Origin of the sequence: Bradyrhizobium sp. BR 1433, assembly GCF_051547665.1 — a bacterium.
GTDB classification, from domain to species: Bacteria; Pseudomonadota; Alphaproteobacteria; order Rhizobiales; family Xanthobacteraceae; genus Bradyrhizobium; species Bradyrhizobium australafricanum.
Genome location: NZ_JBPUGG010000001.1, coordinates 5,521,877 through 5,539,320 on the forward strand (window position 1 = coordinate 5,521,877; position 17,444 = coordinate 5,539,320).

The 17,444-nt window shown below is 66.0% G+C and carries 8 protein-coding genes and 1 pseudogene; 5 read left to right on the forward strand and 4 right to left on the reverse strand.

The window, feature by feature from the left end; all coding sequences use genetic code 11:
- Positions 1-99 precede the first annotated feature (99 nt).
- From ACSKB9_RS26565 to ACSKB9_RS26585, 5 genes and pseudogenes are all read left to right on the forward strand, one after another.
- Entirely contained in the window at positions 100-7,620 is a 7,521-nt protein-coding gene (locus ACSKB9_RS26565) for an Ig-like domain-containing protein (RefSeq protein ID WP_438076789.1), read from the forward strand.
- Positions 7,621-7,883: 263 nt separating this feature from the next.
- Positions 7,884-8,983, forward strand: a pseudogene (locus ACSKB9_RS26570) (ABC transporter substrate-binding protein).
- Between the two features lie 146 nt (positions 8,984-9,129).
- Positions 9,130-9,924: an enoyl-CoA hydratase gene (locus ACSKB9_RS26575; RefSeq protein WP_438076791.1), complete on the forward strand. Its 795-nt coding sequence runs from the start codon at positions 9,130-9,132 to the stop codon at positions 9,922-9,924.
- A 3-nt stretch (positions 9,925-9,927) separates the two neighbouring features.
- Positions 9,928-10,683, forward strand: a complete 756-nt coding sequence (locus tag ACSKB9_RS26580; protein WP_438076793.1) for a hypothetical protein — start codon at positions 9,928-9,930, stop codon at positions 10,681-10,683.
- Positions 10,684-10,987: 304 nt separating this feature from the next.
- A complete protein-coding gene (locus ACSKB9_RS26585; protein WP_438076795.1) occupies positions 10,988-13,102 on the forward strand; it encodes an acetate--CoA ligase family protein in 2,115 nt (704 codons plus the stop codon).
- Between the two features lie 158 nt (positions 13,103-13,260).
- On the opposite strand, the gene ACSKB9_RS26590 is transcribed toward ACSKB9_RS26585, so the two are convergent.
- The 4 genes from ACSKB9_RS26590 to ACSKB9_RS26605 form a co-directional block, all read right to left on the reverse strand.
- Positions 13,261-14,061: an enoyl-CoA hydratase/isomerase family protein gene (locus ACSKB9_RS26590; RefSeq protein ID WP_438076797.1), complete on the reverse strand. Its 801-nt coding sequence runs from the start codon at positions 14,059-14,061 to the stop codon at positions 13,261-13,263.
- A 40-nt stretch (positions 14,062-14,101) separates the two neighbouring features.
- Positions 14,102-15,262 carry an acyl-CoA dehydrogenase family protein gene (locus ACSKB9_RS26595; RefSeq protein WP_018269158.1) on the reverse strand — a complete coding sequence of 387 codons (1,161 nt, stop codon included), beginning with the start codon at positions 15,260-15,262 and terminating at the stop codon, positions 14,102-14,104.
- Between the two features lie 30 nt (positions 15,263-15,292).
- Entirely contained in the window at positions 15,293-16,360 is a 1,068-nt protein-coding gene (locus ACSKB9_RS26600) for an acyl-CoA dehydrogenase family protein (RefSeq protein WP_438076799.1), read from the reverse strand.
- A gap of 230 nt (positions 16,361-16,590) precedes the next feature.
- Positions 16,591-17,442 carry an IclR family transcriptional regulator gene (locus ACSKB9_RS26605; protein WP_438076801.1) on the reverse strand — a complete coding sequence of 284 codons (852 nt, stop codon included), beginning with the start codon at positions 17,440-17,442 and terminating at the stop codon, positions 16,591-16,593.
- Between the last annotated feature and the right edge of the window lie 2 nt (positions 17,443-17,444).

Below are 17,444 nucleotides of genomic sequence, written 5' to 3' on the forward strand. Positions count from 1 at the left end.
TCGTTATTGTTGCCAATGACTTGCGGCGCAAGGTAACTATTCGGCAATTTTTTGAAAGGCGACCGGTTGCGGTCGCTCACGCATATTGCCGAGGTCCTTGTGTCGAATCCCGTTGTTCTGACGCTGACGACCAGCGATCCGCTGCACGATTATCTCCAGCTCTACAACGCGATCTCGGCGATCAGCGTCGGCGGTGGTCTGGCTGCGGCCAACACCGATTACGTCATCAACTTCTCGCTCTCGTCCGGCGCGCGCACGCTGCAATTGCTGGACGATCTGCCGGCCATCAATCTGATGAACGGCTCAACGCTGACCTTCGACGGCAACTCCGACTACAACAATCAGCTCGGCGGACAGGACTATAGCGACGTCATCGACGCGCGCGGCTACCAAGGCTTCGTCGTCACCTCAGGCACGGTGACGTTCAAGAACCTCACCATCATCAATGCGGTGGCAAGCGGCGGCAATGGCGGGGTCGGCGGTGGCGGCGGCGGCGCGGGTCTCGGCGGCGGCCTGTTCGTCGGACAGAACGCCAACGTCACGCTCAACAATGTCAATTTCGGCAACAACACCGCCAAAGGCGGCAATGGCGGCGCGGTCGATCCGGCCGGCGGTGGCGGTGGTGGCGGCGGCATCGGCGCCGATGGCGGCAGCGGCAATGGCGGCGGCGGTGGTGGTGGCGGCTTCGGCGGCCAAGACTATTACGGCTATCACGGCACCGGCGGCAACGGTTACAGCGAGGCGGGCTCCGACAGCCAGCATCCCTCGACCGGGGCGCAGACCGCGGGCGGCACGCCGGCGACGATCGAAGGTGCGGCGGGCGGCGGACAGGGCGCCGACAATTACGGCGGCTCAGGCTACGGCGCACATGCCGGCGGTGGCGCGAGTGGCGGCGGTGGTGGCGGCGGTGTCGGTGGCGGCGGCGGTGGCATCGGCGGCGCCAACTCGGTGGGCGGCGGCCCCTCGGGCACCCTGATCGGCTTCGGCGGCGCCGGCGGCATGGGCGGCGGTGGCGGCGGCGGCATTTATGGCGGCGGCAATGGTGGTTTCGCCGGCGGTGGCGGCGGCTCCGGCAACGGCAGCGGATACGCGCATACCGGCGGCAATGGCGGCTTCGGCGGTGGCGGCGGCGGTTCGAACGGCACGCCCGGCACCGGCGGCTTCGGCGCGGGCAGCGGCTCGCTCGCCGGCGGCGGTGGCGGCGGCCTTGGCGCCGGCGGTGACATCTTCGTTCAACAAGGCGGCACGCTGACCGTCATCGGCGGCACCTTGATGGATGCGACCGAGATCGGCGGCACCGGCGCCAATGGTGCGGGCAACGGCTCCGCCTATGGCGACATCTTCATCCAGGGCACGATGGTGGTCACGCCGACGCACGCCATCTCCTCCCCCTTCGCGGGCGGGCCGACGATATCGACGACGCTCACGATAGCTGACACGATCGCCGACGAACGTGGCATCAGCGGCAGCGGCACCACCGGCAAGCTGGTCGTCTCCGGCGGCGGTACGCTGACGTTGACGGGTGCGAGCAGCTATGTCGGCGGTACGCAGATCGATGCCGGCAACACTCTCTCGATCACGGCCGACAACAACATCGGCGGTTCGGCCGGTACGCTGATCCTCAACGGCGGCACGCTGACCACGACCGGCGGCTACACTTTCACGCACGATATTCAGCTCACCGCCAATGGCGGCACCTTCGCCATATCGTCCGGCACGATCGCGGACACCGGCTCGATCAGCGGCTCCGGTACGTTCATGCTGTCCGGCGCCGGCACGTTGCAGCTCGGGATGGGTCAGCTCGCGGGGCTGACCGGGACGTTCGGTCTGAGCAGCGCGCATCTGTCGCTGACATCGAGCGGCACTTTCGACGACACGCTCTCGGTCAGCGGCAATTCGATCCTGTCGATCGCGAACGGCAAGACCGTGTCCGACACGGCCCTCGTCACCGGCAGCGGCAATCTCGGCGTCGACGGCGGCGGTACGCTCGTGCTTGGTCATGCCGCCAATACCTACGGCAGCACGACGATCTATTCGGGCACGGTGTGGCTCGCCGCGGCCGGCGCCGCCGGAACCGGCAACATCTCGTTCACGACCGGCATCGCCGGCACGCTGAAGATCGACAACGTCGCGCTGAGCGGCAATGCGTTCGCCAACACGATCGCGAACTTCAATCCCGGCCAGCTCATCGACCTGACCGGGCTGCAGTACAACACCCAGAATCCGTCGCTCAACACGGTCAGCCTGTCCGGCAACACGCTCTCGATCTCGAACGGCACCGCGACCGATACGCTGACCCTTGCCGGCGTCGGCGCCGGGACCAGTTTCCAGCTCTCGCAGGATGCCAACGGCGGAACGATCGTGCAGGTCGTCTCGACCCGCGTCTTCAATGTCTCCAACGTCGCCGAGCTCAATGCGGCCATCCTGCAGATGGATTCCGGGGGGCAGAACGCCGCGCCGAATGCCAACTACACAATCAACATCACTGCGAACTTCAGCCTGACGTCGGAGCTGTACGCGCTCAATCTCCTGAGCGGATCGAGCGTCACGATCAATGGTAGCGACGGCCACGGCGGCACGCATACGATCGACGGCCTCAACGCCCAGCGTGGCTTCTTCGTCTATGCGGGCAACGTCAATCTCGAGAACCTGACCATCCAGAACACGGTGGCCGCAGGCGGCGGTGTCGTCCGCGGCGGCGGCGGTGGCGGCGCCGGGCTCGGCGGCGCGCTGTTCGTCTCGTCGAGCGGCAGCGCCACCATCGACAACGTCACCTTCCACAACAGCGCCGCGATCGGCGGCAACGGCGGTGCCGGCGGCACTGGCAGTATCAGCTCCGGCTACGGCTTCGGCGGCGGCGGCGGGATGGGCGGACGCGGCGGAAGCAGCGGCGGCGGGGGGATCGGCCTCGGCGCTCAGGGCGCGGACGATGATCTCTTTAGAAGCGGTTCGCCCGGCATTATCCCCAACACCGCTGGGGGCGGCAAAGGGAGCGACGGTTACCTGGTCTCGATCGGGGGCGGGACCGAGCTTTACTGGTATGGCGGAGCAGGCGGCGCCAACGGTGGAGGCGGTGGCGCGGCGGGGTGGATCGGCAGCGGCGTCCGCGCACCCTATGGTCCGGGTGGCGGTGTCGGCGGCGGCAACGGGGCTGATGGCGGCAATGGCGGCTTCGGTGGTGGTGGCGGCGATGGCGGCAATGGCGGCTTCGGCGGTGGCGGCGGCTATAATGGCGACGGCGGGTTCGGTGGCGGCGGCGGCATCGGCGGTGTCGGCGGTTTCGGCGGCGGCAATGGCGGCACCAACGGCAACGGCGCGCCCGGCGGCGGTGGCGGCCTTGGCGCGGGCGGCGACGTGTTCGTCCAGCAAGGCGGTTCGCTGACCATCAAGAGCGGCTCGCTGTCGAACGATTCCGGCTTCAGCGCCGTCAAGGGCGGCACCAATGGCATCGGCCAGGCCAGCGGCTCGGGTCTCGGCTCCGGCATCTTCATCCAGGGCAACAACGATCTCAGCTTCGCGCCCGGCAGCGGCCAGACGCTGACTGTCGCCAACGACATCGCGGACCAGAGCGGCAATGGCGGCGCCGGTGCCAATGCGGGCGTTGGCGGTCTCGTTATCAGCGGCGGCGGCACCGTCATTCTCGGCGGCAACAACACATACACGGGCAATACTACGGTCAGCGGCGCCGGCAGCCGCGTGTCGATCTCAGCCAACGTCAATCTCGGCGCGGTCACCAACGTGCTGAAGCTCGGCGACGGCACCGGCATCAGCTTCACCGACGGCTTCACGCAGACCCGCAACATCACCGTCGCGGGCGATCCGGTCTTCAATGTCGCGGCCGGCGAAACCGTTACCCAGAGCGGCGTGATCTCCGACGGCGCGACGCCTGGTGATGTCGAGGTGACCGGCGGCGGGCGGCTTGTGCTGTCGGCGCACAACACCTATTCCGGCGGCACCGTCATCAAGGGCTCGATCCTCGAGCTGGCGGCGAGGGGTGCGGCGGGAACCGGCGCGATCGCCTTCACCGACGGCAGCACCGAAAAACTCGTGCTCGATGCCGCGGCATTCTCCGGCACCTCCTTCAGCACGTCGATCACCGGCTTTGCCGGCGGCGACACCATCGACTTCGGCAACATCGCCTATGACGCCACGGCGACGCTGTCCTATGCGAACGGCGTGTTGCTGGTGAGGAGCGGCGGCGGCACGACGCTCGCATCGCTGAACCTGAGTTTTGGCGCTGGCGCCTCGGCCGGCTCGCTGATGCTGGCGTCCGACGGCTCGGCCTCTCCGCATCTCGAGATCCGGTCACAGGCGAGCATCGCCTCGGTCACAGCTGACACCACCGATCATCTCACGATCCTGAACGCCGGCAAGGTCGTGACCATCACCGTCAACTTCAGCAACACGGTGAGCGTGACCGGCGCGCCCGAGCTGCTGCTCAGCGACGGCAAGGCCGCAACCTATCTCAGCGGCAGCGGCTCGCAGGCGCTGGTGTTCAGCTACACGGTGCAGGACGGCGACAGCACGTCCGATCTTCAGGTGCAGAGCCTCTCGCTCAACGGCGGCACGATCAGGGATCCTGGCGGCCAGGACGCCGACGTGACCCATGCGGCGGCCGACCTGCATCTCGTGATCGACGCGATCGCGCCGACCGTGTCGGTTGCGGCGAGCTCGACCGCACTGCTGGCCGGGCAGACCTCGACCGTCACCTTCACCTTCTCCGAGGCGGTTACCGGCTTCGCGTTGACGGACACGACGGTGAGCGGCGGCGCGCTGAGCAACCTCGTGCATGTCGGCGTCAACGCCGCGCACCGGGACATCTACACGGCAACCTTCACACCCGACGTGACCAACGCCGAGGCGGGCTCGGTGCAGGTCAACGCGTCAAGCTATACCGACAGCGCCGGAAACGCCGGCGCGGCAAGCAGCGCGATCAGCTTCACCGGTGATACCAAGGCGCCGACGGTGGCGGTTGCAGCCGATCACACCACGCTGGTTGCCGGCGATAGCGCGGTTGTCACGTTCACCTTCTCCGAGGCCGTCGGCGGCTTTGGATTGGGTGATGTCACCGTCCAGGGCGGTACGCTAGGCAATCTCACCCATGTCGGCGTCGATGGCTCCGGCCATGACGTCTACACCGCGACCTTCACGCCCGACGTGACCAATGCCGAGGCTGGCTCGGTGCAGGTCAATGCATCGAGCTATAGCGACGTTGCCGGCAATTCCGGCGCGTCGAGCAACACGATCAGCTTCACCGGCGACACCAAGGCGCCGACCGTGTCGGTTTCAGCTGACCATGGTACGCTGCTTGCCGGTCAGACCGCGGTCGTGACCTTCACCTTCTCCGAGGCCGTCGCGGGCTTCGCGCTCGGCGACATCAGCGTCAGCGGCGGCGCGCTGGGCAGCATTGTCCATGTCGGCGTCAACGGCGCCGGCCAGGACATCTACACCGCGAACTTCACGCCCGACGTCACCAACGCCGAGGCAGGCTCGGTGCAGGTCAATGCATCGAGCTATAGCGACACGGCCGGCAACGCCGGCGCCGCCAGCAACGCCATCAACTTCACCGGTGACACGCTGGCGCCAACGGTCTCCGTCACGCTCAATCCCGACACGGTGCTGGCCGGCGACCTCTCGGTCGTGACCTTCACCTTCTCGGAGACCGTGTCGGGTTTCGCCCTTGGCGACATCACCGTCCAAGGTGGCGCGCTGAGCAATCTCGTGCATGTCGGGCTCAACGGCGCTGGGCAGGACGTCTACACCGCGACCTTCACGCCCGATGTCAGCGACACCGAGACCGGCTCGGTGAAGGTGAATGCGTCCGGCTACAGCGATGTGGCCGGCAATGCCGGCGCGGCAAGCAACACCGCGACGATCGGCGGCGATACGCTGGCGCCGACGGTGTCGATCGGTGCTGACCGTAACGCGCTGCTGGCGGGCCAGACCGCGCTGGTGACGTTCACGTTCTCCGAACAAATCGCGAGCTTCGCGCTCGGTGACGTCACGGTACATGGCGGGGCGTTGGGCAATCTGGTCCATGTCGGCGTCAACGCATCGGGCCAGGACGTCTACACGGCAATTTTCACGCCGCACGAAAGCAACACTGAAGCCGGTTCGGTGCAGGTCACCGCGTCTGGTTACACCGACGTCGCCGGCAATAACGGCGCGACAAGCAACGCCATCAATTTCACCGGCGATACCAGGGCCCCGACGGTGTCAGTTGCGGTGAGTCCCAGCACGGTGCTTTCCGGCCAGACTTCGGCCGTCACCTTCACCTTCTCCGAAGAGATCGCGGGCTTTGCACTCGGCGACACGGCCGTCGCTGGTGGCGCGCTCAGCAATCTGGTCCATGTCGGGCTCAACGTGTCGGGGCAGGACGTCTACACCGCGACCTTCACTCCCGATATCAACGACGTCGTGGCGGGCTCGATCCGGGTCACCGCCGCAAGCTATGCCGACGTATCAGGCAATGCCGGCGCGGCGAGCAATACCGCGACGATCGGTGGCGACGCGCATCCGCCGACGGTATCGGTGGCGGCCGATCACACCCTGCTACACGCCGGCGACGCCGCGCTGATGACGTTCACCTTCTCCGAGGCGGTCGCAGGTTTCGGACTCGGTGACGTCACCGTCCATGGCGGCCTGCTGGGCAGCCTCGTCCATGTCGGCATCAATGGCGCGGGCCACGATATCTACACCGCGACCTTCACCGCCGATGTCACCGACCATCTGTCGGCCGATCTTTCGGTTGCAGGGGCGAGCTACACCGACATCGCCGGCAACGCCGGCGGAGCGAGCAACGCGGTCAGCTTCACCGGCGACACCAAGGCGCCATCGGCGCCGACGCTGGCACTGCACCGCGACACCGGCGTCTCCAGCGCCGACCACATCACCAGCAATCCGCTGATCGATTACACCAAGTTCGATGCGGCCGACACGCTGCGCTACAAGGCCGACGGCGCCTCGGGCTTCTCCACGGCGGCGCCGGTCTTTACGACTGATGGTATGCACTCCGTCACGGTGCAGGAGGTCGACGCCGCCGGCAATGTCAGCGCGTCGTCGAGCCTGACGTTCACCCTCGACACCACGGCGCCCCATCTCACCGGGATCACGGCGACGCCCTCCGGCGGCGTCGCGGCGCCGGGTTCGCTGGTGCAACTGACGGTCGGCTTCAACGAGGCGGTTCACGTCAATGGCGGCACGCCGAGCCTGACGCTGAACGATGGCGGCACCGCAATCTACGACGCCGCGGCAACGGCGCTGCTCGGCGATTCCTCGAAGCTGGTATTCGATCACATCGTGTCATCGACGGATCGGGCCGGCTCGCTGGCGGTGACCGGCTTCGCCGCCAACGGCGCCGATGTCGTCGACCTGGCCGGCAATGCGGCCTCGCTTTCGGCGGTGTCCGCCGTCTTCGACGCCCTGCATATCAACGAGACCATCGTGCCGGCCTACACACTCGGGGCCATTACCCGGCCGGAATTGCATCTGGATCTGGGCGGTCGCATCATCATGGATGCCACGGCATCGGCATTCGCCGGACATTATGGCATGCAGTACCTGTTCCTCGGCCTGCCGGCGGGAACGCCCCATCAGACCGTTCCCGACTTTCATCTCTGATCGCAGCGCGGCCGGAAGCTCCGGCGCGGCGCCTCATTCCGCTTAGTGGAAAACAGATTGCTGCCGCTGCGGCTTGCTGCAGTGCAGGCCATGCGGCATGATCCGGCCCTCGAAACGGACCTGATGGAACGAGGTCCGCGCTGCAAGGGAGGATTGGAATGAGACGAGTTTTGGCCGGCGTGTTGGCCTGTGCGTTTGCGATCTCGGCGAATGCGTCGCTGGCGCAGGACAAGCCTCCGCTGAAGCTCGGCGGTATCCTCGATATGTCGAGCCTCTATGCCGACATCACCGGTTCGGGCAGCGAAGCCGCCGCCAAGATGGCGGTGGAGGATTTCGGCGGCGAGGTGCTCGGCCGCAAGGTCGAGATCGTGGTCGGCGACCATCTCAACAAGGCCGACCTCTCCGCCAACATCGCCCGCGACATGATCGACAACCAGGGTGTCGAGATGATCTTCGACGTCGCGGCATCCGCGACCGCGCTCGCCGCTGCCGAGATCGCCAAGGCGCGCAACAAGATCATCATGTTCAACGGTCCGGGTTCGATCCGCCTCTCCAACGAGGCCTGCGGCCCCTATACCGTGCACTACGTGTTCGACACCTTCGCGCAGGCCAATGTGACCGGCCTTGCCGCGGTGAAATCCGGTCTCGATACCTGGTTCTTCCTGACCGCGGACTACGCGTTCGGCCAGGACCTGGAAAAGGACACCAGCAATGTCGTGGTGAAGTCGGGCGGCAAGGTGCTCGGCAGCGTGCGGCATCCGATCAACACCTCGGATTTCTCGTCCTTCTTGCTGCAGGCGCAGGCCTCGAAGGCCAAGGTGATCGGCCTTGCCAATGCCGGCGGCGACACCATCAACGCGATCAAGCAGGCGGCGGAATTCGGCCTCACCAAGAGCGGCCAGAAACTGTCGCCGCTATTGGCCTTTGTCACCGACATCGACAGCGTCGGGCTCGATACCGCGCAGGGCCTGTTGCTGGCGGAAGCCTTCTACTGGGATCTCAACGACGACAGCCGCGCCTTCACGAAGCGCTTCATGGAGCGCACCAAGCGGGTGCCGACTTCGGCACAGGCCGGGTCTATTCCTCGGTGACGCACTATCTCAAGGCCGTGAAGGCCGCCGGCACCACCGATGCGGCCGCCGTCATGAAGGTGATGAAGGAGACCCCGATCAACGACATGTTCACCAAAAACGGCAAGATCCGCGAGGACGGCCGTATGGTGCACGACATGTATTTGTTCGAGGTCAAGAAGCCGTCGGAATCGAAGGGCCGCTGGGACGACTACAAGCTGGTGGCGACCGTTCCGGGCGACCAGGCCTTCCAGCCGCTGTCGGAGTCGCGCTGCCCGCTGGTGAAGAAGTGACGCGAAGCGTCATTCCGGAGCGATGCGCAGCATCGAATCTCAATTCGCAATTGCGAATTGTGGAATCTCGAGATTCCGGGTCTGGTCCTTCGGACCATCCCGGAATGACGCCGTAACAATCAACAAACAACGAAAGGCAAAACGCCATGAGCGACAATCAGATGGTCCTCCAATCCCTCGAAAAGGGCCTGCTCACCATCACCATGAACCGTCCCGATCGGCGCAATGCGCTCAATCCCGACATGACGAGCGGCCTCGTCGAGGCGGCGCGGCGGGCGCAGGACGATACCGAGGTGCGCGCCGTGCTGATCCGGGGCGCCGGCGGCACCTTCTGCGTCGGCGGCGACGTCAAGTCGATGGCGGAAGGCCGCGCCCCGCTGCCATTCGAGGCCAAGATGGCCAACCTGCGCCGCGGCATGGAGGTCTCGCGCATCCTGCACCAGATGCCGAAGCCGGTGGTGGCGCAGCTCGACGGCGCCGCGGCGGGCGCGGGCCTCTCGATCGCGCTGTCCTGCGATCTCCGCGTTGCCGGCGCCTCCTGCAAGATCACCACCGCCTTCGCCAAGGTCGGCTTCTCCGGCGATTACGGCGGCACCTATTTCCTGACCAAGATGCTCGGCAGCGCCAAGGCGCGCGAGCTCTACATGATGTCGCCGGTGCTGTCGGCGCAGGAGGCCTACAACCTCGGCATGGTCTCCAAGGTGGTGCCCGATGCCGATGTCGAGGCCGAGACGCTGGAACTGGCGCGCTCGCTGGCGCAGGGGCCGTCGGTGGCGCTCGGCTACATCAAGCGCAACATCAACAATGCCGAGACCATGACGCTGGAGGCCTGCTTCGACGGCGAGGCGATCCATCACACGCGTGCCGGCGAGACCACGGACCACAAGGAAGCGGCAAAAGCCTTCGTCGAGAAGCGCAAGCCCACCTTCCAGGGGCAGTAGACCATGGCCGAGTACATGCGGCTGCGGCAGATCTGCCTAGTGGCGCCGCAGCTTGCGCCAGTGATCGCGGACATCTCCGCGATCATGGGCCTCGACGTCTGCTATCGCGACGGCAACGTCGCGAAATACGGCCTCGAGAATGCGCTGCTGCCGGTCGATACCATCCTGCTCGAAGTCGTCGCGCCGTTCCAGCCGGGGCCGGGCACAGCGGCCGGCCGCTTCATCGAGAAGACCGGTGGCCGCGGCGGCTATATGGCGATCTTCGTTTGTGAGGATCCCGACGCGCGCGGCGCCAAGGCCAACGCGATGGGCGTGCGCACCGCCAACATGATCACGCACGCGCCGTATCACGGCGTGCAGCTGCACCCGCGCGACTGCCGCGCCGCCTTCATCGAGTTCAACCACACCGACGGCAGCGACGACGTGCTGGGGCCGTACCCGCCGGCTGGCCCCGACTGGCAGAAGTCGATCCGCATGGACACGACTTTGGCGCTGACCGAGGTCGAGATGCAGAGCCCCGAGCCTGAGGGATTGGCGGCGCATTGGGGCAGGATCGTCGGCATTCCCGCCGGTGGTACCGTGGTGAAGCTGCCGAACAGCACCTTCAGCTTCGTCAAGGGCGACAGCGAGATCATGAGCGGCTTGACGTTCAAGGTCGTCGACAAGGCGAAGGTGCTGGACGCCGCAAAAGCCAGAGGCTGTACGGTGAAGGGCGACGGGTTCCTGCTCTGCGGCGTGACGTTCAAGCTGACGGCGTGACGTCGTAGCCCGGATGCAGCGAAGCGAAAACCGGGGCCGCCGCGTTCTTCGCGGATAGACCGGCCCCCGGATTGCGCTGCGCTGCATCCGGGCTACGCATCTTTCTCCCGTCATCCTGAGGAGCCGCGAAGCGGCGTCTCGAAGGATGCACGGCCCGGCTGGTGGCCGTGCACCCTTCGAGGCTCTCTTCGCTCGCACCTCAGGGTGACGGTGAACGATTGGTGCTTGCGGGGAGAGCGGTTGAGCCGGCGGCGGTGATCCAATATCGTCAAGAGCAACAACAACAATCGGGAACACGCTCCCCATGCCGCATCCGCTCGATACCTTCTTCGCCCCAAAAAGCATCGCGCTGATCGGCGCCTCGCGCGATCACGAGAAGATTCCCGGGCGGCTGCTCGCGATGTTGCGCAAGAACGGTTACCCGGGCCAGCTTTATCCGATCAATCGGAACTATGACGAGATCGATGGCTTGAGGTGCTTCAAGTCGGTCGCCGAGATCGGCGCGGCGATTGATCTTGCCGTGATCGTCATCCCCGCCCGTGCAGTGCTGCCGGCGCTGGAGCAATGCGCCGCCGCGGGCGTGAAGAACGCGGTCATCATCTCGTCCGGCTTTGCCGAGGAAGGTGGCGACAGCGCTGACATGCAGGATGCGATCGTCGCGCTGGCGAAGCGGACCGGGATGCGGATCAGTGGCCCGAACGCCGAAGGGTTTTACAGCCAGGCGCAGAAGGTCGCCGCGACCTTCAGCCCGACCGTCGACGTCAAGCCGGATGCGCCCGATCTGGTCGCCGGCAAGCGGCGGATCGGCATCGTCGCGCAGAGCGGCGGCATCGGCTTTGCGATCTATCATCGCGCCAAGGCGCTCGGGGTTGCGCTCAGCTATGTCGTCAGCGCCGGCAATGAGAGCGATCTCGGCGCCGGCGAGTTCCTCGACTACATGGTGCAGGATGCCTCGACCGACGTGATCCTGCTGTTCATCGAGGGTATCCGCGACGTCGACAAGTTCTTGGCGGCGGCGAAGCGCGCGGCAGAGCTCAAAAAGCCCGTCATCGTCACCAAGGTCGGGCGCTCCGGTGCCGGCGAGCGCGCGGCGGCCTCGCACACCGCGAGCATGGCGGGCTGGTCGGCGGCCTATGATGCGGTGTTTGCGAAATACGGCTTCATCGTGTCCAACGACCTCGACGAGGCCGTGACCATTGCCGCGGTTCTGACCACCAATCCGCTGCCGAAGGGCGATCGCGTCGCGGTGCTGACGGTGTCCGGTGGCGCCGGCATCTGGGGCGCCGATACCGTCTCGATGCAAGGGTTGCGGGTGCCGGAGCTATCGACCGCGATCCAGAGCCAGATCAAGCAATGGATGCCGTCCTACGGCGCGGCAGGCAATCCGGTCGACGTGACCGCGCAGGGCGTCTCCTCCGGCGGACTGCAGAAGAGCATCGAGCTGTTCGACACGTCTGATGAAGTGGACGCGACGCTGGTCGTGCTGTCGCTGTCGAGCGAGACGCGGATGCCGTTCAAGGAAGCCGAGCTGAAGCCGGTGATCGCCGCGCAGAACAAGCCGGTGGTGTTCTATTCCTACACGCTGCCGTCGCAATTCGCGCGGCAGGAGCTGGCGAAGTCGGGCGTGGTGGTGCTCTCGGGACTGACCCATGTCGGCGTCGCGATGCGGCGGCTGGCGGACTATGCCGGCTTCAAGCCCGCGCCGGAGATCTCGGCATCAGCGTCGCCGGCGCACGATCTCTCCATGCATCTCACGTCGAAGACGCTGTCCGAATATGACAGCAAATCGCTGCTGCGCGCGGCCGGCATTGCGCTGCCGGATGAGGTGCTGGTGACCGACCGCGACGGGCTCGACGCTGCGATCGAGCGCGCCGGATTTCCACTGGTCATGAAGATCCAGTCGCCCGCGATCGCACACAAGAGCGAGGTCGGCGGCGTCCGCGTCAACATCGCCGCCAAGGGTGCGGCATTCACGGCCTATCGCGACATGCTGGAGACGGTGCAGAAGCAGCGGCCGGGCGCTGAAATCCAGGGCGTGCTGGTCGGGCCGATGGCCAGGAAAGGCGTCGAGATCATCGTCGGCACCATGACGGACAAGACGTTCGGGCCGATGGTGATGGTGGGGCTCGGCGGCATCACCACCGAACTGTTCAAGGACGTGGTCTATCGCCCTGCGCCGGTGAGCGTGGAAGAAGCGACCACGATGCTGGAGACGCTGAAAGCCGCGCCGCTACTGCACGGCTTCCGCGGCGCGCCGAAGGCCGATGTCACGGCACTGGCGCGTTTGATCTCGCAGATTTCAGTGCTGGCGGCGCAGCATGCGAACGAGATAGCCGAGATCGAGGTCAATCCGGTGCTGGTGCACCCGGAGGGGCAGGGCGTGACGATCGTCGATGCGCTGGTGGTGCCGAGGGGTTAGCGATATCTCCCCGGTGTCGTCCCGGCGAAAGCCGGGACCCATAATCACCGAACGTGGTTAAAGAAGCAAGGTAACGCTGCTTGTGCCCCTTCCGCGGGCCGCGGCGTATGGGTCCCGGCTTTCGCCGGGACGACCCGTGGAGAGAGCGGCGCTTGCGGCTACCGCCCCTTGAAGTTGGCGACGCGGCGCTCGGCGGTGGCCTTGACGCCTTCCTTGAAGTCTTCGGTCGCGCGCAGCTTGGTCTGCTCGGCGAGCTCATGGTTGGTGGCGGCGAGCACGCGGTCGGCGAGGTCGGCGCGCATGGTGGCGCGGGTCGAAACCAGGCCGAGCGGCGAGCATTCCGCGATCTCCTGCGCGAGCTTCATCGCTTCCGCTCGTACCTGATCCTGCGGCACCAGCACATTGGCGAGGCCCCAGCGATAGGCTTCTTCGCCAGTGACGCGGCGGCTGGTGTAGAACATCAGCTCGGCATTGTTCTTGCCGATCAGCTCCGGCAGCGTCGTGGTGAGGCCGAAGCCCGGATGGAAGCCGAGCTTGGTGAAGTTCGCCGAGAAGCGCGCCTCGGGGCAGGCGACGCGGAAGTCGGCGGAGACCGCAAGGCCGAGGCCGCCGCCGATCGCGGCGCCATGGATCGCCGCGACGATCGGCTTCTTGTTGCGGAAGATGCGCACCGCCTGAACGTAGAGATGGTTGATCGGCAGGTTGGAAGCCGGATCGCTCTTGGCGCGCTCTTCCTGCTCCTGGCGGGCCGGATCGCCGAAATTGGCACCGGCGCAGAACGCCTTGCCTTGCGCCGCCAGCACCGAGGCGCGGATCTCGATATTGTTGTCGAACTCCTCCAGCGCGTCGGCGATCTGGTTGATCAGCGCGACGTCGAAGAAATTCAGCGGCGGCTTGCGAATTTCGATCAGGCCGACATGGCCGTGGGTTTCGACGCCGATATCAGTGTACTTGGTCATGATCTGTCCTCGTTGAATTAGCGCAGGCGAGCCCGCGCGGCTAGCGCAGACCAAGTCCGCGGGCGATGATGCCGCGCAGCACTTCGGTGGTGCCGCCCTGGATCGTCAGCTTGGGCGCGGTCTTGATGGCGAAATCGAGCTGCTTTTCCAGCGTCTCGCGGTTGGTCGCGGTCTCCTCGACGAACGCGGCGAGATCGCGGACGCGATGCGGCAGCTGCTGCTCCCACACCGTGCCGATGTCCTTGACAATGGAAGCTTCCACCACCGGCTCCTTGCCGGCCTGCAGCATGCCCGCGACCGACACCGACATGCGGCGCATGGTGTGGACCTGCGCCACCAGGCGTCCGATGCCCTCGGCGCTGCGGGTGTCCGGGTTCTTGCCGACCGCGCGCACGAGCTCGGTGAGCACGTAATAGGTCTCGAGGAAGCGCTCGGGACCACTTCGCTCATAGGCGAGCTCCGACGTCGCCTGCTTCCAGGCGCCGTCGACCTCGCCCAGCACGTGATCGTCGGGCACGAAGTAGTCGGTGAACACGACCTCGTTGAACTCGAACTGGCCGGTGATCTGGCCGATCGGATTCACCTGGATGCCCGGCTGCTTCATCTTGACCAGGAACTGGGTCAGGCCGTGGCGGCGGTTTTCCTTGGTCGGCGGCGAGGTGCGGAAGATCGCGATCATGTAGTCGGCGATGTGCGCCGACGAGGTCCAGATCTTGGTGCCGTTGATCAGATAGCCGCCGTCGGTCTTGGTGGCGCGGGTCTTCGCCGCGAACAGGTCAGAGCCGGAGTTCGGCTCGCTCATGCCGATGGCGAAACAGACCTCGCCGCGGCAGATGCGCGGCAGGATGTCCATCTTGATGTGCTCGGGCGCGTATTTCAGCAGTACCGGCCCGCTCTGGCGGTCGGCGACGAAGAAGCGCCGGGTCGGCGCGTTCGCCACCCGCATTTCCTCGGTCACCACGTAGCGCTCGAGGAACGAGCGCTCCTGGCCGCCATATTTCTTCGGCCAGGTCATGCCGAGCCAGCCCTTGGCGCCGACGCGGCGGGAGAATTCCGGCGCGTCATTGTCCTCGCGGTTCGGCGCGTGCGGATCGAAGGTGCCGGCGGCGATTTCCTCGGCGAGGAAGGCGCGCACCTCCTTGCGGAGCTGCTCGCACTTTTCCGGCAGGCGGATCGGATCGAAACGAAGGGCTGCAGTCATGATGTCCAGTCCTGATCTTTCTGCCTGATCTCAGCGCGAAGCCACCAGCGGCCACAATTCATCGGCGCCACGATTCGCGACGAGCTTGCCGAGCTCGACCGCCCAGTAGCTCTCCGAGCCGAAATCGTCGCGCCAGGCCAGCGCCCGCAGCGAATAGCGGTGCAGGATGTGCTCGATGGTGAAGCCGATCGCGCCATGCACCTGATGCGCGATGCCGCTGCCCTTCTCCGCCGCTTCCGAGCAGCGGACCTTGGCCGCTGCGGCCTCCAGGAACACCGCATCAGTGTCCAGCGACTTGGCATTCACGATCGTGTCCGCCGCGGAGGTCGCGGCAGCGAGTGCCGCGGCGTTTTCGCCGGCGAGCCGGGCGAGGTTGTGCTGCACCGCCTGGAATTTCGAGATCTTCTTCTCGAAGGCGACGCGCTCATTGGAATAGCGCACCGAGATGTCGAGCATCGCTTCCAGCGCGCCGGCGATCTGCAGGCTGCGCACCACGCCGCCCATCAGCATCAGCGTGGACTGGTCAAAACCCTTCGGCGCCGGCCTGGTCGTGACCGGCTGCACCTTGTCGAGCGTGACAATGTCGTTGTGATCGCCGCCGAGCCCGATGCCGGATTCGATCCGGCACTTCGCTGCATCGATCAGCGCGATCGACACGCCGCCATTGCCTTCAGCCAGCACCGCGAAATGTTTTGCGTCCTTGGCGAACGGCACGCCGCGGGCGCGGCCGGAGAGCGAGTCGTCGGCGTTCAGCGTGACGCGGTCCTTCGGGCTTGCCGGCAGCACGGTCATCTCGCCTTCGGGAGAGGCGATCCTGGCTTGCGTCAGCAGCCAGCCGGCCAGCATTGTTTCGGCCAGCGGAACAGCGATCGCATGCCGCCCAGCGACGTTGAGGACGCTGAATCCTTCGGCGAGGCTAGCGCCGGAACCGCCGAGATCGTCGGGCACCCAGGACAGCGGCAGGCCGGCTTCGGTCAGCGCCTGCCACAGCGGCGCCTTCCATGCGCCCTGCTTGTCGTGATTGATGGTTTGGGCATCCGCGAGATCGGCGAAAATCTTTTCCGCGGTCTCGGCGACGATGTTTTCACTCTCCGCCACAGCGTTCCTCGTGTTGATTGGCTCGGGCTGGCTGTTCGGCCATGCCCTGCTTGCGATGTTGTCTTGCGCTCAATGATGCGGAAAAGCCATAGCCGTGACAAGCGCTGCCCGCAGGGCCACTTGCGCGGATGGCATGAAGCCGGACTTGGCGCATGAATTCCGCATAGTGAACTTTCGATTGTCCCCGTTTGTATGCCACGCACACGCGCAAACCGGCCGCCAACATAAGTTCAGTCCGCCAGATGAAACTCGATTGCCTTCCGCATCAGGTCGGCGAACTCGGTCTCCTGGGTGACCAGCGCGTCGTTCAATCCGGCCACGCACAGCACCAGCGGTTCGTTCGATTCCGCAATCGGCGGCAGGTTCATGGCGACGGCGCCCGCGCCCGGCGTGACCAGGCCGAGCGAGAAGGCGTGCCCCTTGGCGCGGACCTTCTTCAGCTCAAGCAGCAGCGCCTTGATGTCGACCTGACGATCGGGCCGGCTCTCGTTGGCGTTGATCAGGCGCACCAGGCGGCGCACCTCCTTGTCCGGATAGGCCGACAGCAGCGCGTAACCCGACGCGGATCGCGCCAGCGGCCGCAGCGTTCCGGCCTTGACATACAGCCGCATCGGCAGCTTGGCCTGAATGATATGGACATACTGCGCGCTGAGCCCGTTGCGCACCGCGAGCATGATGGTCTCTCCGGTCCGCGCGGAGAGCTCTTCCATCAAATTGACCAGGCGTCCCTTCGTGAACAACGCCGGGCTCAGCCAGTGCCCCAGCATCGAGATCCGCGGCGTCGGGATATAGGTGCGGCGGCTGGTGTCATAGTGGAGATAGCCGAACGCCGTCATCGTTCGCATCAGCGCCGAGGTGCTGGATTGCGGAAACTTGAGCGCGGCCGCGACCTCGATGGCGGACGCGGCCCGCTGGTGCTCCTCGAAGAATTCGAGCACGTCGAACACGCGCCGCGCCGACTTGACCGCATTGTCCATTTTCGGCAGGTCGCGCGAGGTATCGCCGGGGAAGTCGGGGCGGTCGAAAGTCCGCGCGCCGGTAGCCGCACCGGCCTTCGCCAAGTCTTTCTTCGCCACCGGCATCG